At 71.5% G+C, this 25457-nt stretch carries 27 protein-coding genes; 7 read left to right on the forward strand and 20 right to left on the reverse strand.

The genetic code is table 11. The features are described from left to right. The first annotated feature begins 74 nt into the window (after positions 1-74). The 3 genes from ABT106_RS06655 (at position 75) to ABT106_RS06665 (ending at position 2695) form a co-directional block, all read left to right on the forward strand. Positions 75-443 (forward strand): DUF192 domain-containing protein, encoded by a 369-nt coding sequence (locus tag ABT106_RS06655; protein WP_351273248.1) that lies wholly within the window; start codon positions 75-77, stop codon positions 441-443. A gap of 59 nt (positions 444-502) precedes the next feature. After that, positions 503-1120: an SMI1/KNR4 family protein gene (locus ABT106_RS06660; protein WP_351273251.1), complete on the forward strand. Its 618-nt coding sequence runs from the start codon at positions 503-505 to the stop codon at positions 1118-1120. A 291-nt stretch (positions 1121-1411) separates the two neighbouring features. Beyond that, positions 1412-2695 (forward strand): extracellular solute-binding protein, encoded by a 1284-nt coding sequence (locus tag ABT106_RS06665; RefSeq protein ID WP_351273253.1) that lies wholly within the window; start codon positions 1412-1414, stop codon positions 2693-2695. A 182-nt stretch (positions 2696-2877) separates the two neighbouring features. Here the strand turns inward: ABT106_RS06665 and ABT106_RS06670 are convergent, their stop codons facing one another. From ABT106_RS06670 to ABT106_RS06685, 4 genes are all read right to left on the reverse strand, one after another. Next, complete coding sequence (locus ABT106_RS06670; protein WP_351273255.1) at positions 2878-3504, reverse strand: hypothetical protein; 627 nt, start codon at positions 3502-3504, stop codon at positions 2878-2880. Positions 3505-3722: 218 nt separating this feature from the next. Further along, positions 3723-4046 carry a nuclear transport factor 2 family protein gene (locus ABT106_RS06675; protein ID WP_351273258.1) on the reverse strand — a complete coding sequence of 108 codons (324 nt, stop codon included), beginning with the start codon at positions 4044-4046 and terminating at the stop codon, positions 3723-3725. A 208-nt stretch (positions 4047-4254) separates the two neighbouring features. After that, positions 4255-5136, reverse strand: a complete 882-nt coding sequence (locus tag ABT106_RS06680; RefSeq protein WP_351273261.1) for a polysaccharide deacetylase family protein — start codon at positions 5134-5136, stop codon at positions 4255-4257. 274 nt (positions 5137-5410) lie between these two features. Then, positions 5411-7021 carry an MDR family MFS transporter gene (locus tag ABT106_RS06685; RefSeq protein WP_351273263.1) on the reverse strand — a complete coding sequence of 537 codons (1611 nt, stop codon included), beginning with the start codon at positions 7019-7021 and terminating at the stop codon, positions 5411-5413. A 125-nt stretch (positions 7022-7146) separates the two neighbouring features. On the opposite strand from ABT106_RS06685, the gene ABT106_RS06690 reads away from it, so the two are divergent. Further along, on the forward strand, positions 7147-7734 hold the full coding sequence (locus tag ABT106_RS06690; protein WP_351273266.1) for a TetR/AcrR family transcriptional regulator: 588 nt from the start codon (positions 7147-7149) through the stop codon (positions 7732-7734). Between the two features lie 102 nt (positions 7735-7836). Here ABT106_RS06690 and ABT106_RS06695 read toward each other — a convergent pair whose 3' ends face one another. From ABT106_RS06695 to ABT106_RS06760, 14 genes are all read right to left on the reverse strand, one after another. Next, entirely contained in the window at positions 7837-8472 is a 636-nt protein-coding gene (locus ABT106_RS06695) for an OmpA family protein (protein ID WP_351273269.1), read from the reverse strand. Positions 8473-8476: 4 nt separating this feature from the next. Next, a complete protein-coding gene (locus ABT106_RS06700) occupies positions 8477-9073 on the reverse strand; it encodes a hypothetical protein (RefSeq protein WP_351273271.1) in 597 nt (198 codons plus the stop codon). 30 nt (positions 9074-9103) lie between these two features. Beyond that, on the reverse strand, positions 9104-9760 hold the full coding sequence (locus tag ABT106_RS06705; RefSeq protein ID WP_351273274.1) for a pilus assembly protein TadG-related protein: 657 nt from the start codon (positions 9758-9760) through the stop codon (positions 9104-9106). Between the two features lie 8 nt (positions 9761-9768). Continuing rightward, the gene (locus tag ABT106_RS06710; RefSeq protein WP_351273277.1) at positions 9769-10014 is read right to left on the reverse strand and encodes a hypothetical protein; all 246 of its coding nucleotides are present in this window, start codon (positions 10012-10014) and stop codon (positions 9769-9771) included. Positions 10015-10124: 110 nt separating this feature from the next. Beyond that, the gene (locus ABT106_RS06715) at positions 10125-10811 is read right to left on the reverse strand and encodes a response regulator (RefSeq protein WP_351273279.1); all 687 of its coding nucleotides are present in this window, start codon (positions 10809-10811) and stop codon (positions 10125-10127) included. Then, positions 10808-12154, reverse strand: a complete 1347-nt coding sequence (locus ABT106_RS06720) for a sensor histidine kinase (protein ID WP_351273281.1) — start codon at positions 12152-12154, stop codon at positions 10808-10810. Before ABT106_RS06720 ends, ABT106_RS06715 begins: the two co-directional genes overlap by 4 nt. A gap of 2 nt (positions 12155-12156) precedes the next feature. Beyond that, entirely contained in the window at positions 12157-13047 is an 891-nt protein-coding gene (locus ABT106_RS06725; protein WP_351273432.1) for a DUF5936 domain-containing protein, read from the reverse strand. Between the two features lie 13 nt (positions 13048-13060). After that, positions 13061-13999: a type II secretion system F family protein gene (locus ABT106_RS06730; protein WP_351273283.1), complete on the reverse strand. Its 939-nt coding sequence runs from the start codon at positions 13997-13999 to the stop codon at positions 13061-13063. Beyond that, positions 13996-15342 carry a TadA family conjugal transfer-associated ATPase gene (locus tag ABT106_RS06735; protein WP_267718278.1) on the reverse strand — a complete coding sequence of 449 codons (1347 nt, stop codon included), beginning with the start codon at positions 15340-15342 and terminating at the stop codon, positions 13996-13998. Before ABT106_RS06735 ends, ABT106_RS06730 begins: the two co-directional genes overlap by 4 nt. 2 nt (positions 15343-15344) lie before the next feature. Further along, positions 15345-15719 (reverse strand): TadE/TadG family type IV pilus assembly protein, encoded by a 375-nt coding sequence (locus tag ABT106_RS06740; RefSeq protein WP_351273287.1) that lies wholly within the window; start codon positions 15717-15719, stop codon positions 15345-15347. Position 15720: 1 nt separating this feature from the next. Next, positions 15721-16050: a TadE/TadG family type IV pilus assembly protein gene (locus tag ABT106_RS06745; protein WP_351273290.1), complete on the reverse strand. Its 330-nt coding sequence runs from the start codon at positions 16048-16050 to the stop codon at positions 15721-15723. A gap of 63 nt (positions 16051-16113) precedes the next feature. Beyond that, the gene (locus ABT106_RS06750) at positions 16114-17373 is read right to left on the reverse strand and encodes a CpaE/TadZ family protein (RefSeq protein WP_351273292.1); all 1260 of its coding nucleotides are present in this window, start codon (positions 17371-17373) and stop codon (positions 16114-16116) included. A gap of 28 nt (positions 17374-17401) precedes the next feature. Continuing rightward, the gene (cpaB, locus tag ABT106_RS06755; RefSeq protein ID WP_351273295.1) at positions 17402-18103 is read right to left on the reverse strand and encodes a Flp pilus assembly protein CpaB; all 702 of its coding nucleotides are present in this window, start codon (positions 18101-18103) and stop codon (positions 17402-17404) included. A gap of 48 nt (positions 18104-18151) precedes the next feature. Next, complete coding sequence (locus tag ABT106_RS06760) at positions 18152-19081, reverse strand: hypothetical protein (RefSeq protein WP_351273298.1); 930 nt, start codon at positions 19079-19081, stop codon at positions 18152-18154. A 399-nt stretch (positions 19082-19480) separates the two neighbouring features. Between ABT106_RS06760 and ABT106_RS06765 the strand changes: the two genes are divergently transcribed. After that, the gene (locus ABT106_RS06765) at positions 19481-21178 is read left to right on the forward strand and encodes a chitinase (protein WP_351273300.1); all 1698 of its coding nucleotides are present in this window, start codon (positions 19481-19483) and stop codon (positions 21176-21178) included. A gap of 125 nt (positions 21179-21303) precedes the next feature. After that, the gene (locus ABT106_RS06770; protein WP_351273303.1) at positions 21304-22638 is read left to right on the forward strand and encodes a M14 family metallopeptidase; all 1335 of its coding nucleotides are present in this window, start codon (positions 21304-21306) and stop codon (positions 22636-22638) included. A 154-nt stretch (positions 22639-22792) separates the two neighbouring features. On the opposite strand, the gene ABT106_RS06775 is transcribed toward ABT106_RS06770, so the two are convergent. Continuing rightward, on the reverse strand, positions 22793-23212 hold the full coding sequence (locus ABT106_RS06775; protein ID WP_351273306.1) for a RidA family protein: 420 nt from the start codon (positions 23210-23212) through the stop codon (positions 22793-22795). Beyond that, positions 23209-23976: an IclR family transcriptional regulator gene (locus ABT106_RS06780; protein ID WP_351273309.1), complete on the reverse strand. Its 768-nt coding sequence runs from the start codon at positions 23974-23976 to the stop codon at positions 23209-23211. The genes ABT106_RS06775 and ABT106_RS06780 overlap by 4 nt, the downstream gene beginning before the upstream one ends. Before the next feature lie 175 nt (positions 23977-24151). Between ABT106_RS06780 and ABT106_RS06785 the strand changes: the two genes are divergently transcribed. Next, the gene (locus tag ABT106_RS06785; RefSeq protein WP_351273311.1) at positions 24152-25450 is read left to right on the forward strand and encodes an amino acid deaminase; all 1299 of its coding nucleotides are present in this window, start codon (positions 24152-24154) and stop codon (positions 25448-25450) included. Positions 25451-25457 lie beyond the last annotated feature (7 nt).

Raw genomic sequence — 25457 nt, forward strand, 5'->3', positions numbered from 1 at the left:
CCGCCGGCGTTTGAGGCGCCCCCCGGACGGGACCCGCACCCCCGAACGGGACCGCGACCGCCTAAGGTGCCGCCATGGCGACTTGGTACGACGGCCCGGCCACCCTCCGGGTCGGAGACGTGGCGGTTCCCCTGGAGATCGCCGCCTCCTACCGGGCCCGCACCCGCGGCCTGCTCGGGCGGGACGGCGTCGAGGGGGCCCTGCTGCTGACCCCGGCGGCGAGCGTGCACACGTTCCGGATGCGGTTCCCGATCGACGTGGCCCACCTCGACCGGAAGCTGCGCGTACTCGCCGTCGTCACGATGCCCCCCGGCCGCCTCGGGCTGCCCCGGCTCCGCTCCCGGCACGTCCTGGAAGCGGCGGCGGGTGCGATGGCCGGCTGGGGGCTGACGGCCGGTACCACCGTGAACGTGGACGTACCCGGGCGTCTCACGCCCGGCTAGGCGGTGCGGTCCCGCGGCGGTAGGTTGGGGCGGTTGAGCTGGGGTGGCAGGGGAGCGGCATGACGGAGAACGCGCGGATCAAGGCGCTGGAGCAGATCATGCCGGCGACGCACGGCGCCGACGAGGACATCGACTGGCCGGCGGCCGAGGCGGTGTGGGGCACCCGGTTCCCGGCGGACTTCATCGCCTTCATGGGCCGCTACGGCGCGGGCTCCATCAACGGCGAGGCCAGCATCCTGCTGCCGCTGCCCAAGCCCGGACTCCAGTGGGATCCGGCCCAGATGGCCGAGGAGACCGGCAACGCCCGGCAGGTCTGGGAGGCCGAGGGCGGCCGGTCCGCCTTCGACGTGGACCCGGAGGCGATCGTCGCCTGGGGCGTCACGGGCGGATCCGACATCCTGTGCTGGCTCACCTCCGACCCCGACCCGAACCGGTGGCCGGTCCTGGTGTGCGGGCGGCACACGGCGGACTCCTTCGCGGTGTATCCGTACGGCATGGCCGAATTCCTCTACCGGCTCTGCTCGGACGAGTTCGACGTGAGTCCCGTCAGCATCACCTTCTGGGACGGCGGCCACCTCAGCTTCGTGCACTGGCGCAAGGCGCAGCGCCGGTGGCAGGAGGGCCGCAACCCGGAGACGGGCGAGCCCGACCCGTACGCGGGCGAGTTCGCCGACTGAGCGACTGAGCGACTGAGCGACTGAGCGACGCTCCCCCGCCCGACAGCCCGTTCCGTGACCGGAATCGGGCTTTTCGGCATGTCTACGCGCGTCCGAATTGTTGATCACATATCGGAAAACACCAGCCGGAAAAGCCCCACTTGGAGCATTGACCACAAAGACGCCCCCAATGGAATCAACCACCCCTCCCTCGGGAGAGAATTCCGGCCAACGGGCCATGGAGGGACACCTCGACCCGGAGTAACTCATAAGTAGTAACGCGATCCAAAAGAAAATCAGGGGAATACACCCGTGCGACGAAGAATCTTCGGCGCGGCCGCCACCACGGTCGTGCTCGGTCTGCTGATACCCCTGGCCGGATGTGGGCTGTCCGACGACGGCGGCGGGGACGGCGGCACGCTGCGGCTGGTGGCCGCCGAGTACGGTGACACTCCGGCCACGAGTTCCAGGGCCTTCTGGGACAAGGTGACGGAGGATTTCACCGCCGCCAACCCCGGCATCAAGGTCGAGGTGCAGCTCCTGCCGTGGACGGACATCGACCGCGAGGTCTCCCGCATGGTGAAGGCCGGCAAAGCGCCCGACCTGGCCCTCATGGGCGGTTACTCGGACTTCGCGGCGCAGGGCAAGCTCTATTCCGCGGACGAGCTCCTCTCGGTCACCGCCGAGGCGAACTTCCTCCAGCCCCTCGCCGAGGCCGGTTCCGTCGGAAACACCCTCTACGGCCTGCCCTTCGTGGCGAGCAGCCGCCTGCTGTTCTACAACGAGGCGCTCTTCACCAAGGCCGGCGTCACCGCGCCCAAGACCTGGTCCGACCTCAAGACCGCCGCCAAGGCGCTCAAGGACAAGGGCGTGAAGTACCCGTTCGCCCTGCCCCTGGGTCCCGAGGAGGCGCACGCGGAGGCGATGATCTGGGAGTTGAGCAACGGCGGCGGCTACGCCGACAGCAGCGGCAACTACAGCCTGGCCTCCGACCAGAACGTCGAGACCTGGCAGTGGGTCAAGGACAACCTGGTCACGCCGGGACTGGTCGGCCCCACCCCGCCCGCGCAGCTCAACCGCGCCGACGCGTTCGCCGCGTTCCTGCGCGGTGAGGTCGGCATGCTCAACGGCTATCCCTCGCTCGCCCACGAGGCGCGCGGCAAGGGCATCACCGTCGGCACCGTCGACATGCCGGTCTCGAACACGCTCGGTGCCGGTGAGAGCACGCCGGCGGTGGGCGTGGCCGACTGGATGATGGCGTTCAAGCAGAACGGAAACCGCGCGGAGATCGGCACGTTCCTGGACTTCGTCTACCAGGACAAGAACCTGTCGGACTTCGCGGGCCGCTACCACCTGCTGCCGTCCACCGTCTCCGCCTCGCGCACCCCGGCCGGCGGCGGCCTCGACACGAACGACCAGCTGTTCCTCACCGCGCTGCGCGGCGCCCAGCTCTACCCGGTGAACGACCCGTCCTGGGTGAAGGTCAGCGACACCATCAAGCGCAACATCGGGCGGGCCGTGGAGCCGGCCGGCGACCCGAAGGCCGTGCTCGACGACATCGCCGCCCAGGCGAACGCGGCCGTCAAGAAGCGCTGAAGGGCCCCCTTGAGAAGGGACCTTCGCCCCGTGCCGCCCCCCACCCCGTGCGGCACGATGGCCAGTACGGCACTCGATCCGAGGCCGTCGGCCCAGTCGCCCGCCGAGCACCCACAAGGTGCGCGGGGCGGCCGGCCCCCGCCGTACCGGCCCCGCCCGGCCCCCGCGGTCCGCGGCCCGCGTCAGCCCTGCTTGCCGTGGTCGGCCGAGAACGCGGTGCGGTACTCCGCACAGCTGGAGTCCCAGGGCAGGCTGCCCGTCAGCGTCCCGTAGCCCGAGCGCGTGAGCGACCACTCCACCGTGTACTCACCGGTGTCACAGGCGATCCGCCCGCTTCCCGCGATCTTCTTGCGGCCCGTCGCCGCGCTGCCCGTCAGCTCCTCGCGGACTTCCCCCGCCACGGCCCGCTTCGCGGTGCGCAGTACGGCGTGCACGACGATCGGGTGCTTGCCCTCCTTGGTGGTCAGCGCCTTCTTGACCAGGGTCGAGTCCGACACCGACCAGGCGAACTCGTACGAGGGCTGCCACGCGAGGGTCTTGGGGTCGGCGACCTTCCGCTCCCATTCCGGCGCACCCGAGGGGCCGGGCTTGGTGACCGTCTTGTACTGGATCCCGGGGTGGAAGCGGAACTGCCCCTCCACCTTGTGCATCTCGTCTTTGGTCCACATCGACTTCATGGACTTCTCCCCTCCGGCGGGGTCCTGGAGGAACGCCGTCCCCTCCGCGGCGGTGGCCGCCTGGCCGAGGGCGGGGGCGAGGGCCGCGGTGGCTGCGGCGAGGGCGAGAGCGGCGATGCGGGTGCGCTTCATACCGGGCCCAACGGGCGTCCGCGGCGGGCCGGAACGACGCCGGGCGTGCTTTCACCCGTACGGGAGCCTGCCGTCGGGCGGGGGCGTGGACGGGGCTTCGGCCACGACGAGACCGCCGACGACGCGGGGGCACGGCGCGGTGGCGCGGGGGCACGGCGCGGTGAGGGGGGTGCGGCGGGGCGGGGCTGGAGGGCCCGTCGCCGGGCCCAAGAGCCTGGTCAGGCCTGGCCTGTCTCGAAGCGGCCGACCCGGCCGTCGTCGGTGACCGTGAAGCGCCAGGCGGTGCGCATCTCGCCCCACGTGTCGTTGCGGTAGTCGACGATCAGGGCGCGGCCCCCGTCGGACTCGGCGTGGACGGACATGTGGCCGTTGCAGGAGAAGACCTCCTTCTCCGTCCACTGGGCGAGATCGCGGTCGGACCCGTCGTCGGACATCGTGGCGTCGGGGGTCAGAACGGCCTGGAAAGCGGCCTGGTCGCCCGTGTTGACGGCGGTGACGAAGGCGCGGACGGCGGGGTCGGAGAGCTGGCTGGGGTCGATCACGGGGGCCTCCTGGGGCGGCTGACGGTCGGCGGGTCGGTTCGCGCGACCCAGGGAACACCGGCGGGCGGGCCGGGGCGTCGACCGTCACCCGTTCGCCGCCGGACGGCGTGTCAGGAGCCTGGACGGGGCGTCAGGCGGCCGGACGGGGCGTCAGGCGGCCACAGGGGCGTCGGGAGGTGTAAAGGCCGTCAGGAGGCGTGACGGGGCTTCAGGACGCGTGGCCCCGGCCGGGCTGCGGGGCCTCGGCGGCGTCCGGGGCCTCGGCGGCCTCCGCCGCTTCGGGCGCGGTGCGGATCGGGAAGCCGGTGGGCCGGCCCTGCTGCTTCAGCCACGCGAGCACCCCGTCCAGTGCCTCGACGGTCTGGGCGCGGTTGCCGCCGCCGTCGTGGAAGAGCACCGTGGGACCGTTGCCGATCTCGCGCTTCACGGCGTCGACGATGGCGGCCGCGCCGGGCTTGCCGAAGTCCTTCGTGTCGACGTTCCAGCCGAGCGGGCGCATCCCGTTCGCGGCGGCGATGCGCCGGCTGTCGGGGGTGAACGCGCCGCCGGGGGCCCGGTAGTACTCCACCTTCGCACCGCCCGCGGCCTCTTCGATGAGCTTCTTCGCGTCCAGGATCTGCTGTTGCTGGTAGGCGACCGGCTTCTTGTCCATCGCGGTGTCGTGGTTCATGGTGTGGTCGCAGAGGCGGTGGCCGGCCGCGACGACCCGCTTGACCAGGTCGGGGTGGGCCTTGGCCTGCGGGCCGATCATGCAGAAGGTCGCCTTCACGTCGTGCTCCGCCAGGACGTCGAGCACCTTCGGGGTCCAGCGGGGGTCGGGCCCGTCGTCGGTGGTGATGTTGACGGCGTTCGCGCCGCTCTCCGACGCGTGGGCTATGCCCTCGGGTATCCCCTTGGCCGGTGTGCCTCCGGGGCCGGCCCCGCCCGGCCGGGCGGGGCCGTGGCCCCCCGCGACGTCGTGAGCGGAGGTGTGTCCGGCTTCGACGAGGGCCGACACCCCCCAGACCGTCGCCGCCACGCCGATCGCGGTGGCCGCGACGGCCGTTCGCGCCCGGGTGCCCTGCTCGGTGATGCGCGCCTTGAAGCCCATGAACCGTCCACTCCCCATCCGCCTTGTGAGCGTTCTGTGGATCAGGACGTACGTCTCCATCGAGGGGTTCCAGCCGATTGCCCCTTAAATTCCAGGTAATGGGACGTTGGTCCTTGATCGTCCCGAATTCCTGCCCAGACGAAACCGAGTGAAACGGTGAGATGTCCTCCCCGCAACGGTGGGTGCGCGGGTACGCCGGAACGGCCCGGCCCCGGTGGTAGGGTTCTCCACCGGGGCCGGGCCGGGCAACGGCGGCCGGGGCCGCCGCCGTCTCCTAGCGGACCGGGGTCGCGGTCGGCTGCGGCGCGGGGACCGGCTGCGCGTCGTCCGGGTCGGCGGCCGGGTCGGCGTCCGGGGCCGCGGGGCCGGCGCCGCGCAGGGGGACCTCCTTGACGAACCAGGCGGCCGCGAAGCCCAGTACGGCGATGGCCGCGCCGAGCAGGAACGCCGAGTGCGTACCGGCGGCGACCGCGTGCTGGTAGGCGTCGCGTACGGCCTCTGGCAGCTTGGCCAGGCTCGCGGCGTCCAACTGGGCGGAGCCGGCGGCCGCGGCGGCCTCCGGGCCGAGGCGGTCCCGCATGGTGTCGGTGACCTGGGTGGTGAACAGCGAGCCCATCAGAGCCACGCCGAAGGACCCGCCGAGGGTCCGGAAGAGGGTCGCCGAGGAGGACGCGACGCCCATGTCCTTCATCTCGACGCTGTTCTGCGCGACGAGCATGGTGATCTGCATCAGAAAGCCGAGTCCGGCACCGAGGACGGCCATGTACACCCCGGACATCAGCCGGGTGGTGTCGGTGTCCATCGTCGCGAGCAGGAAGAGCCCGACGACCATGAGCGCGCCGCCGATGATCGGGAAGATCTTGTACTTGCCGCTGTTGGTGGTGACGCGGCCCGCGATCAGCGAGACGAGCATCATCGAGAGCAGCATCGGCAGGAGCAGCAGGCCGGAGTTGGTGGCGGAGGCGCCCTGCACGGACTGCTGGAACAGCGGCAGGTAGAGCACGCCGCCGAACATCGCGAAGCCGACGAGGAAGCCGATCACCGACATGAGGGTGAAGTTGCGGCTGCGGAAGATGTGCAGCGGCATGACCGGCTCGGCGGCCTTGGTCTCGACGTAGAGGAACGCGGCGGTGGACGCCGCGCCGACGGCGATCAGGCCGAGGACCTCGGCGGAGCCCCAGGCGTACTCGGTGCCGCCCCAGGTCGTGACGAGCACGGTGGAGGTGATCGCGATGGTCAGGAGCGCCGCGCCGAGATAGTCGATCTTCGGGCGGACCTGTCCGGTCTTCTTCGGCAGGTGCAGCACGGCCGAGACCATCGCGAGGGCGATGGCGCCGAGCGGGAGGTTGATGTAGAAGGACCAGCGCCAGCCCATGTGGTCGGTGATGGTGCCGCCGACCAGCGGGCCGCCGATCATGGCGAGGGCCATCACGCCGGCCATCATGCCCTGGTACTTGCCGCGCTCGCGGGGCGGGATCAGGTCGCCGATGATCGCCATGACGCCGACCATCAGACCGCCGGCGCCGAGGCCCTGGATCGCGCGGAAGCCGATCAGCTGGCCCATGTCCTGGGCCATGCCGCTGAGCACGGAGCCGATGAGGAAGATGACGATCGAGGCGAGGAACGAGCCCTTGCGCCCGTACAGGTCGCCGATCTTGCCCCAGATCGGGGTGGAGGCGGCGGTGGCGAGGGTGTAGGCCGTGACCACCCAGGAGAGGTGCTCCAGGCCGCCCAGCTCGCCGACGATCGTCGGCATCGCCGTGCCGATGATCATGTTGTCGAGCATCGCCAGCAACATCGCGATCATGAGCGCCATCAGGACGACCCGCACGCTGCGCGGCTTCACCTCCTTCGAGGCGTCCGCCGTCTTGACTGTCTCGCTCATGTCCACTCCCCTGGCACTTTCCACACCGCCGGAACTTACTTGCCGCCCGGCTAGTTCACTACACTGGGGGAAGGTAGACCCGTAACTAGCCGGGCGTCAAGTAAGTAATTTTTTCGAGGAGAGCGATGACCACCAGTCCCAGCAGGGGTCCGCAGCAGCGACGTGGCAACACGCGTCAGCGCATCCAGGACGTCGCGCTGGAGCTCTTCGCGGAACAGGGGTACGAGAAGACGTCGCTCCGCGAGATCGCGGAGCGGCTCGACGTCACGAAGGCGGCGCTGTACTACCACTTCAAGACCAAGGAAGACATCATCATCAGCCTGTTCGAGGACGTCACGCGTCCGATCGACGAGCTGATCGCCTGGGCCGAGGAGCAGCCGCGCACCCTGGAGACCAAGCGGGAGGTGCTGCGGCGCTACAGCCGGGCCATGGCCGACGGCGCGTCCCTGTACCGCTTCATGCAGGAGAACCAGGCGACGACGCGCGAGCTGAGCATCGGCGAGACGGTGAAGAAGCGGCTGTTCCGGCTGGTGGAGCTGCTGCGGGCGGAGGACGGGCCGCTGACCGACCAGGTCCGCTGCGTGAGCGCGCTGTTCACGCTGCACGCGGGGATGATGTTCCTCCAGCACGTGGAGGGCGACCCGGAGGAGACCCGGCAGGCGGCCCTGGAGGTCGCGACGGACCTCATCACCCAGGCCCACCACGACGCGTAGCGGAAGCCGCCCGGGGCCCCGGGCGGGCTGGCGCGGGGCGGCCGGGGCGGGCGCCGGGGGCGGGGGCGGGCGGGTGCCGAGGCGGGCCGGTGTTTCTGACCGCTACTTCTCGCTGCGCGGGAAGGTGATCTCCACGCGGCGGTTCTTCTTCTGGCCTTCCTCGGTGCTGTTGTCGGCCACCGGGTAGTCCTCGCTGTACCCGCGCACGTCGTAGACGACGCCGGGGGCGGTCACCGTCTTGGACAGCTCCGACTGCACGGCGTCGGCCCGCTGCTTGGACAGCACCTGGCCGTGCTCGTAGCTGCCCTGGTCGTCGGTGAAGCCGAAAACGCGGATGCGGGTCGCCTTCTGCTGGTTGATCTCGTTGGCGATGGCCTGGATCCGGGCGGCGGCCTGCGCGTTGAAGACCGCGCTGTTCTCGGGGAACAGCACCTCGGACTGGAGCGCCATCATGACGGTCTGGTTGGTCTCCTGCCGCCGCTGCTCCCCGCCGAGGTCTTCGACGACCTCGGCGATGTCCAGCACCTTGACGGGCGCGAGGGTCCCGCCCTGCGGGATCTTCAGCCCGGGGGCGTTGGAGTCGATGGCGACGGGGGCGGACGCGGAGGGCTCGGTGCCGGGGGGCACGGACGGCTGGACGTCGTCCGCGTGGGCGGCGGTGGCGCCGATGAAGTGGGCCCCGGCGACGACGAGACCGACGATGGCTGCGGCGGCTGTGGTGCGGTGGCGTTTTGTCATGGCGTCATCCTGAGATTTTGACGGCAGCCGTGGCGAACGTCGGAAGCGTGAAGTCGACATCCGTAGTGGCGGGAGGCGGTGCGGGGAACTGGGCGAAGAAGGGAACGGTGGCGCCGACATCGATACCCGCCACACCCGTGGTGCACAGGCAGCGCCCGTCCGTGTCACGCAACACGTAGTAGCGCTTCTTGCCGGCCTTGTCGACCAGGGTCGCTCCCGCAACGGATTCACCGCTTCCCGAGAGTTCACGTTCGCCCCCGCGCCACGCCCCGGTCTTGACGAACTGTTGGTTTCCAGTGTTCTTGATCTGCCCGTTGACGGTCACGAAGCCACCCGCTTCACGAGCGACCGAATTGATCGTCAGGACGATGCCGCTCTCACCGTTCACCGTAGCGAGCACCTGAACCGGAGCCGTACTGTTGCCGCCCTCGGGCGCTGAAGGTGATGAGCCGCTCGAGGGCTGCGCGGCAGACGTCTTCGCTGGCTCCTTCGAGTCCGACTTGCCGTCCGCGCCGCCACACCCGGCCAACGTGAGGGCCAAGACCGCCGCGACCGCCATGGTCGCTCCCCCACGGACCTTCACCGTGTGCCGAATGCTCATTTGCGCTGCTTCCTTGTCTCTCATTCGCTGTCAGTCGACCAGTCGCACACTGAACAGGTTCCGCGACAGCGTGCGCAGCGATCCAGGCTTCAGTGGGTCAATCTCGATGGCATTGCCGCCCTTGCATTGCACTGTGATCGGATCAGGTGCGGGTGTGGGTGCAGGAGTGGGTGAGCTGCCGTCTCCAGGAGGACGCGTGGCGGTGGCACTCGGTACGGGGGTGGCGCTGGGACGCGGCACGACTCCTAGCTCACAACGGGGTTCGATCAGTGCGGCGGCACTGGCCGTACCATGCATTCCGTCGGTCCCCGGGACCACTGACTTGCCGACTGTCCTTTTCGTCTTCACCGTGACCGTGATACTCGGAATCGACGGCGCGCACGTGGCCACGGCATCGTTCTTGGCCGCGAAGTCGACAGCCGCTGCGCACGCGCCCTCGCCTTTGAGTAACTTCCCGTTCAAAAGTTTCTGCCAGTCCGCCGGCTTCAAGGCCACGAGATCGAGATCAGATAGCGCGCCGTCCCTGACTTCCCTGGCAGCCGCCAGGGCGGCAGCATCTGCCGCCCCTTGGGCATCGCTACGCGTGACTGATGCCTGCCCCACAACGAAGAAGACGAAGGCAGCGAAGAGCAGGCCGGTCACCGCAACGACGTAGATGGGGAATGCCTGCCCTCGATCACCGCGCACTGTTCGCGTCAGCCGGCCTTGATCAGTCCGACCTGCGTCTTGATCTTGTCGACGATCAGCTGTCCGATTCCGGTGCCGATCATCGCTCCGATGATCACGATGACCACCAGGATGATGCCCAGGTATTCGAATGCCGTCTGGCCTCGGTCGAGGTTCGCTTGGCGTTGGCGGATTCGGGTGATCGTCGTGTCCGACCAGGCGGTCAGGCGGATCTTCGCACCGACGGTCGCCTTCAGCAGCGTGCTGTGTGACATGGGGGTTCCCTCCCGGGCCGGTACCGCTGTTGGTTTGCGGACGGTACGGCGAGTCACCTGTCGTTACCAAGGGTCCCGGGGCCCAATTACGGACCCACTGCGCACTCTGTCTACCCATGGCCGGTCACTCCTGGACGGGCGGTTCCCAGCCAGCGGGCTATCGCCTCGCTGCGGGTGGTGCTCTGGAGCTTCGCGAAGATGCGGTTGATGTGGTTCTTGACGGTCTTCTCGCTGATGAAGCACGCGGCCGCGATCCGCTGGTTGTTCATCCCGGACGCGATCAGATCCATGATCTCCACCTCCCGGGAACTCAGGCCGAATGCAACGGAGTTGTGGATCCGCTCAGAAGACTGTGCCACAGATCGTTGCTGTTGCGAAGAGGACCGGAGTTCGGCGACCAACGCGTTCGCCGCCGTCGGCGTGAAGTGGGCGCGGCCCTGGCGGAGGTCGCGGACCGCGCGGACCAGGTCGTCCGACGTGAACTCGCCGTGGATCAGGTAGCCGCCCGCGCCCAGGAGCAGCGCTTCCCGGACGATGTCGGTCTCCTGGCTGTACGTCAGCATCAGCACCGGCGCCAGCCGGACCAGGTGCGGCAGGGCCGAGATGCCGTCGACCCCGGGCATGCGGACGTCCAGCAGGACCACGTCGGGGTTGTGACGCCGGGTCAGGACCAGGGCCTCGCGGCCGTCCACCGCCTCGGCGACGACCTCCAGGTCCCGCGTCGTGGCCAGGAGCGCGGCCAGGCCCGCCCGGACGACCGGGTTGTCGTCGGCGATCAGGACGCGGGTCGGGGTCACGGGCGCCCCTCCGGGGTCAGGGCGGCCAGCGGGAGGGTCAGGCGGACCCGGGTGCCGGGGCCGTCCGGGCCCGGGCCCAGCCGGAGGCGGGCTCCGATCGCCGTCGCGCGTTCCGCCATGCCGAGCAGGCCGAAGTGGCCCCCGGAGCGCAGGTCGGCGAGGTCGGCGCCGCCGGCCGGCAGGCCACGGCCGTCGTCGGTGACGGTGAGGGTGAGTTCGGTGCCGGCGGTCGCCAGCTCCACCACCACGCGGGCCGCGTCCGCGTGGCGGCGGACGTTCTCCAGCGCCTCCGACGCCACCGATACGAGGTGCCGGGCCACCGGGGGCGGGACGGCCGGGGTCATGCCCGTGACCCTCAGTTCGCCCGTCCCCGCCTCCGTCGCGGACCGCAGCAGCGTGCGGAGCGCGGAGACGACCGGGGCGCCCGGCCCGGGCTCCGTATGGGCCTGCTCCTCCGCGTCCCGGCGCAGGTCGGTCAGGAGCTCCCGGGACTCCGCCGCCGCACGGCGGGCCGCGTCCGCGAGCAGGTCGGCCTGGCGGCGGACCGCCGCCGGGTCGGTGGTGCGGGCGAGGGCGTCGGCGGTCAGGGCCAGCCCGTACAGGGTCTTGGCCACCGAGTCGTGCATCTCCCGTGCCAGGTGCTCCCGTTCGGCCCGGACCGCCTCGGCGGCCGCCAGCCGGGCGCGGGTCTCGGTCAGGTCCCGGCCGGCCGCGCCGAAGCGGAACAGGAGGTCGCGCAGGCACACCCCCGCCGCGCCCGCCAGGAGGCACAGGGCCGGCAGGACCGGCCCCTGCGCCAGGGCGGCCACGGCGACGGCCTGGACGGCGGCGTAGAGCGCCGAGCCGCGCCGGCCGTAGAGCAGGCCGGCGAGCAGCGGGGTGCAGACGGCGACCAGCCCGAGCGGGGACTCCGGTGTCGCCGTGACCAGCAGCAGCCCGCTGAACGCCATGTCCGGTACGAGGAGCCAGCGGTGGCGCAGCAGCAGCGGGCCGAAGCGCTCCCAGTCGCGGAAGAGGGCGTACGAGAGCACGGAGGTGACCAGTACGGCCGCGCCCACCAGGTACGTCGGCCCGCCGGGCGCGGTCCGGCCCAGCGCCAGGGGCGCGCCCAGCGCGATCATCACCAGCCGGAACGCGAAGACCTGGCGGCACAGCGCCTGGAGGGCGTTGACCTGGAGCGCGAACGACGGCCCGGGGGCGGGCCGTGCCCCCCGCGGCGCCCGTGCCCCCCGCGGCGCCCGGGCCGCCCGCGCCCACCACGTCGCCGCCCCGAGCCGCCCCGCCCGTACGCCGACCGGCGCCACGCCCGGCGCCGCGCCCGCCGCGATGTCCAGTGCCGCCATGGTCACCCGCCCCCGAGGAGCGCGCCGAAGTCGACGTTCGCCCCGTAGACGAAGCCGCAGACGAGCAGGATCAGCGTGCCGGGGAGCATGAACATCGTGACGGCGAACGTGGCCTTCGGGACGGCGCGGGCCGCGCGCCGGCGGGCGTTCTGGGCGTCCGTGCGGCGCATGTCCTCGGCGATGGCGATGAGGGTCTCCACGATCGGGGAGCCCAGCTCCTCGCCCTGCTGGAGGGCGGTGACGAACTGGGCGACCTGCTCGGAGTCGTTGCGCCGGCGCAGTTCGTCGAAGGCCTGGCGGCGGCCGACGCCCATGTCCATCTGCTGGAGGGTGATCCGGATCTCGTCCGCCCACGGGCCCTCGTACTTGTGCGCCACGCGCTCCAGCGCCTGCCGGAAGCCGAGGCCGGCGCTGACCACGACCGCGAGCACGTCCAGGAAGTCCGGCAGGGTGCGCTCGATGTGGTCACGGCGGACGCGGATGGCCGACCACAGGCCGGCCTCGATCCAGAACAGGCCGAAGGCGACCATCAGCAGGGCCGCCACCAACTGCCCGTTGATCAGCATCGAGAAGGCGCCGAGCCCGCCCAGCAGGCCGTACACGGCGCGGCGCGCGGCGTACCGGTCGATGGTGAGGCCGGCCGGGTTGCCGGCCATGTCGATCTGGCGGCGCTTGCGCGCGACCCGGTTCGGGCCCATCAGGCGCAGGACCAGCGGCGCCCAGCGGATGCCCATCCGGTCCACCAGCGAGCCGACCGCCGTGGTGCGCGTCGCACCGACCTCCAGGGCCAGCGCGAGGTCGGTCGGGAGCTTCACGTCGGCCCGGTAGAGGCGGATGCCCTGGAGGATGCCGAAGACGGACACCGCCACGAGGAGGGCCAGGAGAACGCTGATCATGTCGGCCCCCTCACACGTCGATCTTGGACAGGCGGCGGATGAGGACGAAGCCGAGGGTGAAGAGGCCGAGCGCGACCAGGACCGCGGTCTGCCCGATGAAGGCCCCTGTCATCCGGTCCAGCGCGCCCGGCATCATCATGTCGACCAGCAGCAGCGAGCCGAGCCCGATGGCCGGCACGAGGTACGCGGTCACCGTCACCTGGGAGAGCTGCGTACGGATCTCGCGGCGGGTCTCCTTGCGCTGCTCCAGCGTCACGGTGAGGTTGCGCAGGCTCTCGACGATCGTGCCGCCCGCACGGGCGGACAGGACGAGCGTGGAGACGAGCACGACCAGTTCCCGCGACGGGAGGCGCTCCGCCAGCTCGCCGAGGGACTCCTCGATGGAGTGGCCGAGGGCCAGGCGGTCGGCGACCCGCCCCAGCTCCTCGCCCGCCGGGGCCTCCAGCTCGTCGGCGGCGATCCCGATGGCCGTACGCAGGGCCAGGCCGGCCTGGGTGGCGTTGGCCAGGATCCGGGCGAGTTCCGGGAGCTGGTTGATGAACCGCTCGGTGCGGCGGGAGCGCTGCCAGGTGAGGAAGGCGTTCGCCGACCAGAGCCCGATCAGGCCGGCCACCGGGCCGAAGAACGGGGCCAGCAGGGCGGCCGCGATCAGCCAGACCCCGCCGACGCCCAGCAGCATGTAGACGAAGAACTCGCCCGGCGTCATGTCCAGGCCCGTCGTGGCCAGCCTGACCTCGATGCGCCGGCCGAACGTGGTCCTGCGCAGCCGCCGGTCGACTCCGGGGAAGCGGCGGCGCCGGCCCGCCGGCGCCGGCGCGCCCGCCGAGCTGAGGCGTTCGACGAGGGCGGCGCGCTGGGCGCGGCCGGCGGCGTACGCGTGCACGCCGAGGATGACGAACAGGCAGGCCAGCAGGGTGGCGCCGAGGGTGATCAGGACGGTGGGGTTCACAGGGCGGTCCGGGTGATGCGGGCGGTGAGCGGGTCGTCGGACAGGGCGACCCCGAAGGCTTGCGGGATCGGCTGGTTGTTCATGTAGAGGCGGTCCGCGATGCGGCGCGGCAGCGGGTAGTACTCGAAGCGGCCGTGGACGCGCGCGTCGGCCCCCATGGGCTGGGCGACGTAACGGCAGACCGTGGTGATCCGGAAGGGTTCGCGGCCGTGCGAGTCGAGGATGGCGATCTCCGTGATGCGGCGCGATCCGTCGCCGAAGCGGGTGAGCTGGACGACGACGTTCACGGCGCTGTTGATCTGGTCCTGGAGCGCCTCGAAGGGAACTTCGACCTCGGACATCGACGCGAGGGTCTGCAGGCGCATCAGCGCGTCCTCGGCGCTGTTCGCGTGGACGGTGGCGAGCGAGCCGTCGTGGCCGGTGGACATGGCCTGGAGCATGTCGAGGGTCTCGCCGCCGCGGACCTCGCCGACGATGATGCGGTCGGGGCGCATGCGCAGGGAGTTGCGGACCAGGTCGCGGATGGTGATCTGGCCCTTGCCCTCGACGTTCGCCGGCCGGGATTCGAGCCGGATGACGTGGGCCTGCTGGAGCTGGAGCTCGGCGGAGTCCTCGATGGTGATGACGCGCTCGCCCTCCGGGATCAGCCCGGAGAGGGCGTTGAGGAGGGTGGTCTTGCCGGTGCCGGTGGCGCCCGAGACGATCAGGTTCATCTTCGCCTGGACCAGCCCGGACAGCAGCAGGAGCATCTGCTCGTCGAGGGAGCCGAGGCCGATCATCTCGTGCAGGGTGAAGGCGCGCGGGAAGCGGCGGATGGTGAGGGTGGCGCCGGTCAGGGAGAGCGGCGGGATGATGACGTTGACGCGCTCGCCGCTGGGCAGGCGGGCGTCGACCATCGGATTGGCCTCGTCCACGCGGCGGTTGACGGTGGAGACGATGCGCTCGATGGTCTGCATCAGCTGCTCGTGCGAGGCGAAGCGCAGCGGGAGCTGTTCGACGCGGCCGCCCCGCTCGACGAAGATCTGGTCGGGGCCGTTGACCATGATCTCGGAGATGGAGGCGTCCTCCAGCAGCGGTTCGAGCACGCCGAGCCCGAGGGCCTCGTCGACGACGCGCCGGATCAGCTGGGCGCGCTCGACGGTGGAGAGGACCGGGCCCTCGCGGCTGATGATGTGGCCCAGTACGCGCTCCAGCCGCGCCCGGCGCTCGGCCGGCGCGAGCGCCGACATCTCGGCGAGGTCGATCTCCTCCAGCAGCTTGGCGCGGTAGGAGGAGACGAGCCGGCCGTCCTCGCGGGGGCCGTGGCGGTCGTCCGGGGTGTTGACCCGGGAACGCAGGCTCATGGTCAGGGGCCCTTCGGGAGCGTCGGGTCGTCGTTGGGCATGACGGCGGTGGCCTTGGCGTCGGGGACGTCGAGTCCGGGCAGCAGCGAGTTGATCTTTATGGTCACCTTGGCGGTGACGGCGTCGGCGCCCTTGGTCACCTCGATGGACGGGGCGAGGCTCGTCTTGACGGCCGCCGCACCGGCGGCCGCGCCGCCGCTGCCGTTGCGGGCCTCGACGCGGGCCGCCGTACGGGCGGCCGTGCCGGCCTGCTCGTGGACGTGGGCGACCCAGCCGAGCTGGATGCCGCAGAGCGCGACGAACAGCAGGATCGGCACGAAACCGATGTACTCCAGGGCCACTTGGCCCCGGTCGCAGCGCACGCGTCGCCTGTCCACGTCAGTCCTCCCTCTCCATGGCCGCTCCGGCGGTGCCGGTGATGCCGTCGAAGCTGAGTCCGGGGAAGAGCACGGGAATCTCCAGGGTGACCGTCGCCTTGTAGATGTTCCCCGACCTCCCGCACTGGGGGGCGGGCATGTTCCAGGCGTCGGAGATGTGCTCCCTGGCCGCCGCCGCGCACGCCGCGTCGCCCGTCACCGCCCCCGCCCGCGCCGCCTCGTCCGCCGCGTTGCCCGCCAGGGAGAACGCGTACCCGATCAGTACGCACTCCCACACCGCCGCCACGAGCAGCAGGATCAGCGGGACCGTGCCGACGAACTCCACGGCCACCTGGCCGCGGTCACGATCGCGGCCGCGGCCCCTGGCGCGCGTTCCTCTCCGGGCGGCCACCGTTCAGCCCTCCCGGCCGCGGCGCAGCCGCGCCACCGGGCCCGCCGCGCGGACCGCGAGCGTGCCGCCGGGGGGCTGGGCCGGGTCGTCCGGGGTGGTGAGGAGGCCGAGTTCGCCGGCGAGGGTCCACAGGGCCTGCTTGACCGTGGAGCGGTTGTCGAGGTCCTGGACGCGGCCCGCGTCGACCACCGCCTGGAGTTCCTTGAAGGCGGCCGGGACCGGGGTCCGGGTGGCGCGGGTCTTGGTGATCTTCTCGATCAGGGCGGGCTGGATCTCGGTGTGCTTGCTCCAGCGGTTGACGACCATCGCGGTGTCCTCCGCCTTGCGCACCTGGAGCCGCTCCCACATCCGCACCATCCGCTTCGCCGCCCGTACGGCGACCACGTCCGGGGTGGTGACCAGCACGGCGATGTCCGCCATCTCCACGGCGGCGGCGTTCGCACCCGTCATCTGGGTGCCGCAGTCGATGACGACGAGTTCGTAGCGGCCGCGCAGGGCGGCGATGACGTGCCGGGCGGCCCGGTCGTCGACCTCCTCGCCCCGTTCGCCGTCCGCGGGGGCCAGCAGCAGGGCCAGGCCGGTGCGGTCGTCGTAGACCGCGTCCTGGAGCACGCGCGGGGAGATGTCCTGGATGCCGGCCAGGTCGGCGATGGAACGGCGGAACTGCACGTCGAGGTACGAGCCCACGTCCCCGGCCTGGAGGTCCAGGTCGACCAGCGCCGTACGCCGCCCCGAGGCGGCCGCGGCCAGGGCGAACTGGACGGCGGTGAAGGTGGCGCCGACCCCGCCCTTGGCGCCGGTGACGGTGACGACCCGGCCGCCCGGGCCGGTGAGGGTCTCGGGGCTGCGGCCCAGGTGGCGGCGTACGCCCACGGACCACTGGGCGGCGGCCTGGACGCGGGCGGCGAGTTCCTCGTAGGACAGCGGCAGCCCGATGAGGCCGCGCGCGCCGGAGTCCATGGCGGCGGAGAAGAGGCCCGGGCCGGCGTCGGAGGAGACCAGGACGACGCCCACCGCCGGGAAGCGCAGGGCGACTTCCCGGATGAGTTCCAGGGCCGGGGCCGGGCCGATCCGCTCGTGGACCAGGACGACTTCGGGCAGTTCGTCGATCGACTCGGTGGCCATCCGGGCCAGCGTGTCGAGGAGCGAGGTGGAGTCGGGCACGGGGGCGGCCGGCTCGGCGGCGGGGAGCTGGCTGAGGAGGGTGGCGATGGCGCGGGCCGCGTCCGGGTCGCCGACCGCGGGGAGGATTCGGGTGGTCATTGCGCTCTCCTTTCGCCCGGGCCGGGCCTCACTTGTCCCCGTCGAGGGTGTACGTGCGGTCGCCCGGACTGGGCGCCGAGTCGGTTCCGGGGGCGACCAGGGCCAGGCGTACGTGCTCCGCGAAGGACTCGGCGTACGCGACGCGCTGGGTGTCCTTGGTGTTCAGGGCGAAGGTGATCGGGACGGCCTCGGCCGGTCCGGTGCGGTCGGCGTTCTTCTCCAGGGCGGTGAGTTTGCCGACGCCCAGGACGCGGGCGTTGGCGACGATGATCACCGAGCGCGCGGGGTCGGTGTCCTTGGCGCCCTTGAAGGTGGCGATGATGTTGACCTTGGCTCCGGAGGTGATCTTTCCGGCCACGCCCGTGGCCGCGTCGATCATGATGGCTATCTCCTGCTCACCGGGCTGGAGCTGCGGCCGGTCGACGAACATGTCGGCCTGGAGCAGCGAGCCCTTCTTCAGGGTGGTGAGCGCGATCTTGTTGTCGAGCGCCCCGAGGTCGGTGACGGCCGTCTGGGACAGCCAGCGCCGGGGGATGGTGACTTCCTCGAACTGGCCCGCCGTGAGCGGACTGTACGGCGCGATGTCTCCCTTGGCCCGGTAGGCGACGACCTCGGCCCCGACCTTGGAGTTGACGTCGCCGATCACCACGAGGACTCCGGCGAAGGCTCCCAGTGCGCAGAGGACCGACAGGAGCAGCAGGATGACGCCGCGGCGCTGGCGTGAGTTCATGAGCCGTACTACCTCGCCGTTCTTCGTTCGTTCGTGCGGTCGGGTCGGTCAGCGTCTGGAGCGTGCGGTGCTCGCCGGCTGGGCCGGCGGGGGCGGTGCCGTGAGGGGGGCGGCGCAGAAGCCGCAGCGGTCGCCGATGAGTTCGAGGCCGCACCAGCGGCACTCCTCGCGGCGGACCGAGGCGACCAGTTGGCACAGGACGGCGGGGTCCGGGATGCCGGCGGCGAACTCGACCAGCTTGGGGGTGCCCCACCAGCCGGCGGAGTCGGCCGGGAGCGGGTTCTCCATGACGCCCTGCACCTGCCAGGCGGGGGCCAGTTCGGCGGCGACCCAGTCGGAGGCGAGCTGGCCGCGGGCGAAGGTGAGGTGCGTGGCGAACTCGGGTCCGGCCGGCAGCGCGGCCGCCGCCCCGCCGGAGCCCTTCGCCCGGCCCGCGCCGTGGCTCCCGCCGGTGCGGCCCGCTCCGGCGCCGGACAGCCGGGCCAGGTGCGGGGTGGGGTGGGCGAGTACGGCGAACTGGGCGCTCGGCGACCAGGACCGGGCGTGGGCCTTGAGGCCGACGGGGATCCGGTCGAGCTTGGCCACGGAGCCCAGCAGGGCGCCCGCGTAGATGTAGTGGGACAGCAGCCGGGCCGCGGAGGCTATGACTCCGGGGCTGAAGTCGAAGATGCTGAGCTGGCGCAGCTGACGGATCAGCAGGGCGGTGCCCAGCGGCGGGAGGTCGATGTCGAGGAGCGCTATCCGGTCGGTTTCCAGGATGGCCCGTACGGTGTGCAGCCGCTGGACGGCGGCGCGGGGCAGCCAGGAGGGCACGACGGCGACCAGGTGGCCGTGGCGCTCCAGCAGGGCGGCCGTGGCGGTGAGCGCGGCGTCGAGGCCGAGCCGCTCGGGCGGGTCGAGTACGGCGGCGCCCGGCGTGTGCCGGTCGGGGGCCGGCAGTACCAGGTCCGCGCTGGTGACAGCGATGGCGGTCGGCACGCGAGTCCCCCTGTTCACCCCGTACGCCCCCAGCTACCGCTGGGCGGTGCCCCTGCGGGCGCTTCCACGCCCGTCTCCCGCACGCGCATTCCGCTCGCCGCGTACGCGTAAACCCTGCGCGACAGCAAACGATCGACGCGCTTCCCCCTTGCTCCAGCACCATATCCGCGTCGCCCCTGGCAGGGCAGGGCCTTGCCGATTCCCGTACCGCGGGCACGGGTCACAGGTGGCCGGAAACCCGGACAACAGGGATCGGCATGCCGACCATTTCAAGCCAGATAGCAAAGACTCTTGACACGAGGATTGGTCTGGACCAACTTGGCACCGCGGGCCTTCAGTCGCCCTCCCCCACCGGGCCCGCACCCTCCCCACCCCTTTCCTCCCCCCACCGGAGCCCACGTGAACCGCATACGCTCCCTCGCCCTGCTGGGCGCCGCCACACTCACCGCCGGCGGTCTGACCGCCCTCGCCGCGGGCACCGCGCAAGCCGCGGACATCAACGTCGCCCGCAACGGGGGCTTCGAGTCCGGCCTCGCCAACTGGTCGTGTTCCGGCGGGAGCGGCGCCGCCGTCTCCTCCCCGGTGCACGCCGGGGCCGGCGCCCTCAAGGCCACCCCGGCCGGGTCCGACAACGCCCGCTGCAGCCAGACCGTCGCGGTCAAGCCGAACTCGACGTACACGCTGAGCACCCAGGTCCAGGGCAGCTACGTCTACCTCGGCGCGACCGGCACCGGCACCCAGGACGTGTCCACCTGGACCCCGGGCTCCGGCGGCGGCTGGCAGAAGCTCTCCACGACCTTCTCCACCGGCCCGAACACCACCCAGGTCACCGTCTACACCCACGGCTGGTACGGCCAGCCCGCCTACTTCGCCGACGAGTTCAGCGTCTTCGGCCCGGACGGCGGCGGCGGGACCGACCCCGGCCCGGGCATCCCCGGCTCCCCGGCCGGGACCGCCGTTTCCGGCCAGAGCGCGAGCGGCCTCACCCTTTCGTGGAACGCCGTGAGCGGCGCGGCCGGCTACCACGTCTACCAGGACGGCGTCCGCGTCCAGTCCGTCGCCTCGGCCTCCGCCCAGATCACCGGGCTCGCCGCCTCCACCTCGTACTCCTTCCAGGTGAGCGCCCACAACGCGGCGGGCGAGGGCCCCCGGTCGGCCGCGGTGACCGGCACGACCACCGGAGGCGGTGGCGACCCCGACCCGAACCCGGCGGTGCCCAAGCACGCGCTGACCGGCTACTGGCAGAACTTCAACAACGGCGCCACCGTCCAGAAGATCTCCGACGTCTCGGCGCAGTACGACATCATCGCCGTCTCCTTCGCCGACGCCACCTCCACGCCGGGCGCCATCACCTTCAACCTCGACTCGGCCGGGCTGAACGGCTACACCGTCGCCCAGTTCAAGGCCGACATCGCCGCGAAGAAGACGGCGGGCAAGTCCGTCATCCTCTCCGTCGGCGGCGAGAAGGGCACCATCACGGTCAACGACTCGGCCTCCGCGAACAACCTCGCGAACTCGGCCTGGGCGCTGATGCGGGAGTACGGATTCACCGGGATCGACATCGACCTGGAGAACGGCATCAACGCGACCTACATGACGCAGGCGCTGCGCTCGCTGTCGCAGAAGGCCGGTCCCTCGCTGGTCATCACCATGGCGCCGCAGACCATCGACATGCAGTCGACGGCGGGCGGCTACTTCAAGACGGCGCTCAACATCAAGGACATCCTGACCGTCGTCAATATGCAGTACTACAACAGCGGCGCGATGAACGGCTGCGACGGCAAGGTCTACTCCCAGGGCACGGTGGACTTCCTCACCGCGCTCGCCTGCATCCAGCTGGAAGGCGGCCTCGCCCCCTCCCAGGTGGGCATCGGCGTCCCGGCCTCGCCGAGCGGCGCGGGCAGCGGCTACGTCTCCCCGGCCATCGTCAACAACGCCCTGGACTGCCTGGCCCGGGGCACGAACTGCGGAACCTTCAAGCCCTCCAAGACCTACCCGGGGCTCCGCGGCGCGATGACCTGGTCGACCAACTGGGACGCCAAGGCGGGTAGTGCCTGGTCCAACGCGGTGGGTCCGAAGGTCCACGCCCTCCCGTAGGCGGTAGGTGTGGGGGTGGCCGGATCGGTTCGGCGGACACGATGGGCTCTTGACCAGGACATGCCACAAGAGCACGCTGTGCGCGTCCGCACGGCTACCCCCACACTCCCCACCCAGGAGAACGCATGCGGCTCCACACCCGCCGGAGGGCTGCCGTCACGGCCGCCCTGCTGGCGCTCGCGCTCGGCGCGCCCGCGTACGGCATGAGCGCCACGGCCTCGCCACCAGCCTCCCCGTCGACCGCCACCCAGGACGAGGCGATCGTCCAGTACCGGATCCACGGGCCCTCCACGGCCGCCGACCGTACGGCCCTGCTCCGGACCGGGGTGTCGATCGACGAGGTGGACGACCACACGGTCGTCGTCAGCGCCGACACCATGCAGGCCAAGAGCCTTCGCACGCTCGGATACCAGCTCACGGCCCTTCCCGGGCCGCCCGACCGCTCGCTGCCCGGGATCGCGTCCGGCACGATGGACTTCCCCTCGGCGGACTCCCGCTACCACAACTACGCCGAGGCCAGCGCGGAGATCGACCAGCGCGTCGCCCAGTACCCCTCGATCATGAGCAAGCGGGTCATCGGGAAGTCCTACCAGGGCCGCGACCTCGTCGCCATCAAGATCAGCGACAACGTCGCGACCGACGAGGCCGAGCCCGAGGTGATGTTCACCGCGCACCAGCACGCCCGCGAGCACCTGACCGTGGAAATGGCCCTCTACCTGCTCAAGGAGCTGGGCTCCAAGTACGGCAGCGAGTCGCGGGTCACCAACGCGGTCAACGGCCGCGAGATCTGGATCATCCCGGACCTCAACCCGGACGGCGGCGAGTACGACATCGCCACCGGCTCCTACCGCTCCTGGCGCAAGAACCGCCAGCCCAACTCCGGCTCCTCCTACGTCGGCACCGACCAGAACCGGAACTGGAACTACAAGTGGGGCTGCTGCGGCGGCTCCAGCGGCAGCAAGAGCTCCGAGACCTACCGGGGCACGGCCGCCGAGTCGGCGCCCGAGGTGAAGGTCGTCTCCGACTTCGTCCGCAGCCGGGTCGTCGGCGGCAAGCAGCAGATCAAGGCTTCGATCGACTTCCACACCTACAGCCAGCTGGTGCTCTGGCCCTTCGGCTGGACGTACAACGACACCGCGCCCGGCCTGACGGCCGACGACCTCGCCGTCTTCAAGAAGATCGGTACGGGCATGGCGTCGAGCAACGGCTACACGCCGGAGCAGTCGAGCGACCTCTACATCACGGACGGCACGATCGACGACTGGCTGTGGGGCAGCCAGAAGATCTTCGCCTACACCTTCGAGATGTACCCGTCGAGCTCGGGCGGCGGCGGCTTCTACCCGCCCGACGAGGTCATCGACCGCGAGACGGCGCGCAACAAGGAGGCCGTCCTGCAACTGCTGGAGAACGCGGACTGCATGTACCGCTCGATCGGCAAGGAGGCGCAGTACTGCGCCTGACCGCGGCCTGACCGCCAAGCGGCCCGACCGCCCAGCGGCCCGACCGCCCAGCGGCCCGACCGCCACGTGACCGGGGCGCCTCACCGCCAGGGGGGCGCCCCTCCCGCGCGCCGCGCGGGGCACCCCCCTCGGCCGCTGCCCCGGGCGCGTCCGCTCAGCCCAGGACGGCGAGGGCGTCGATCTCGACGAGCAGCCCGGCCGGCAGGCCCACGTAGACCGTGGTGCGGGCGGCGGCGGCCTCCTTCAGGCCCCGCTCCTCGAAGTAGGCGTTGTAGATGCCGTTCATCTCGGCGAAGTGGTCCGTGTCCGTGAGGTAGACACGGATCATCATCACGTCGTCCCAGTCGGCGCCGCCGGCCTCCAGGACCGAGCGGACGTTCTCCAGCGTCTGGAGGGTCTGCTCGCGCAGCGTCGGCCCCGCGGGCGTCGGCGGCTGCCCGTCGACGTGCGGGAGGAAGCCGACCTGCCCGGCGACCTGGAGGATGTTCCCCTTGCGCACGCCGTGCGAGAACTTCGCCGGCGGCGTGGTGTGCGTGGCGGGGGTGATCGCGGTCTTGGCGGTCGTGTCGCTCATGCGGGGTCCCTGTTCGGATCGGAGCCGGAGCCGGAGTACTCCTGGCTGATGGTGTCGGCGGTGCGCAGGACCAGGGGCCGCAGTTCGAGGAGCGCCTCGGCGGCGACCACCACGCCGGGCGCGGACACGGACAGCGCGGCGACGACCCGCCCGTCCGGGCCGTACACGGGCGCGCCCAGGCAGTTGATGGACTCCTCGTGGCCGCCGAGGTCGGTGGCCCAGCCCTGTTCCCGTACGAGGTCCAGCTCGCGCAGGAACGCCTGCGCGTCGGGAGTGGACCGGGAGGTGTAGCGGGGGTACTCGATCCGGGCCGCGAGCGCCCGCCGCTCCGCCTCGGGGAGGTCGGCCAGCAGCAGCTTGGCGACGGCGGCGACCGTGAGCGGGACGGGCTTGCCGATCCGGGAGTACATGCGGACCGGGTAGCGGCTGTCGACCTTGTCGATGTAGACGACCTCGTCGTCCTGGTGCAGGGCGAGGTGGACGGTGTGCCCGGTGGCCCGGTTCAGCTCCACGAGGTGGGGGTGGGCGATCTCGCGCACGTCGAGGTTCTCGATGGCCTCGGCGGCCAGCGCGAAGAGGCTCGCGCCGAGCCGGTAGCGGCCGTCGGGCTGGCGGTAGGCGAGGCCGTGGGCGTCCAGGGTCCGCAGCAGCCGCAGGGCGGTGCTCTTGTGCACGCCGAGCGCGTCGGCCACCGTCCCGAGCCCGGCGGGCCCCCGCGCGAGCAGCGGCAGGATGCCGAGCGCCCTCTCCACCGACTGGCTCATCCGGTCCCTTCCCCGTTCTCAGCCCCGCCGGCGTTTGAGGCGCGGGGTCCGGGGCGGAGCCCCGGCGGCGGCACCGCAGACGTTGACCCGCCGTCAACCGGGATGTTAGACAGCATGCAGCGATCTACGCAACGACTGTTGCAGCTCATGCAACACACACCCGGGAGGCACCCGCATGGCCAGCGCCAGCGACCCCGCCAGCGACCCCGTCAAGGACCTCGCCGACGAGCCGGTGGACCACCGGTTCAAGGGCCTCCCCCCGGACGCCCAGGCCGCCGGCCTCACCGTGGGCGGGCTCGCCGCGCAGCGCCGCGATCTGTACACCGGCGGGTTCACCACCCCCGTGCTGACCCTCGACGCCGACGCGCTGGAGCACAACCTCACCGCGCTGGGCACCTACGCCGCCCGGCACGCGCTGGCCTTCGCACCCCACGGCAAGACGTGCATGTCCCCCCAGCTCTTCCGCCGCCAGCTCGACCACGGCGCCTGGGGCATCACCGCCGCCGTCCCCCACCAGGCCCGCGTCTACCGCGCCTTCGGCATCCGGCGGATCTTCCTCGCCAACGAGCTCGTCGATCCCGCCGCCCTGCGCTGGGTCGCCGCCGAGCTCGCCGCCGACCCCGGCTTCCGCTTCGTCTGCTACGTCGACTCCGTGCGCGGGGTGCGCCTGATGGACCGCGCCCTCCAGGGGCAGCCGGCCGTCCTGGACGTGGTCGTGGAGCTCGGCGCCGGCGAGGGGGCCCGTACCGGCGCCCGGACCGACGAGGACTGCCGCGCCGTCGCCGACGCCGTCGCCGCCACGGACACCCTGCGCCTCGTCGGCGTCGCCGGGTACGAGGCCGAGGTCCCCGGCGCCGACGAGGACAACGTCCACGCCTACCTGCGCCGCCTGACCGCGCTGGCCGCCGAGTTCGACCAGGCCGGGCGGTTCGCCGCGGACCTGGACGAGATCGTCGTCAGCGCCGGCGGCTCGGCCTGGTTCGACGCCGTCGCCGATGTCTTCGCCGGGATCCCCGAGCTGTCCCGCCCGGTCCTGAAGCTGCTGCGCTCCGGCGCGTACGTCTCCCACGACCACGGCTGGTACACCCGCCTGACGCCCTTCAACCGGATCCCGGAAGAGGGCGGGCTGCGCCCCGCGTTCCGGCTGTGGACGCAGGTGGTCTCCCGCCCCTCCCCCACGCAGGCGTTCGTCAACGCCGGCAAGCGGGACATCGCCTACGACCTGGGCCTGCCGGAGGCCGAGCTGGTCCGCGACGCGCGGGGCGGGACCGAGCGGCCCGCGACCGGGGTCCGCGTGGTGAAGCTGTCCGACCAGCACACCTGGCTGGAGACCGGCTCCGCCGGGGACCTGGACGTCGGCGACTGGGTGGCGCTCGGCATGTCCCACCCGTGCACGATCTTCGAGAAGTGGCCGCTGATCCCGGTCGTGGAGGCCGACGGCACGGTCACCGACTACGTCCGCACCTTCTTCTAGGCCGCGG

The sequence above is a fragment of the Streptomyces sp. NPDC002044 genome (assembly GCF_040296725.1).
GTDB lineage: Bacteria > Actinomycetota > Actinomycetes > Streptomycetales > Streptomycetaceae > Streptomyces > Streptomyces antarcticus.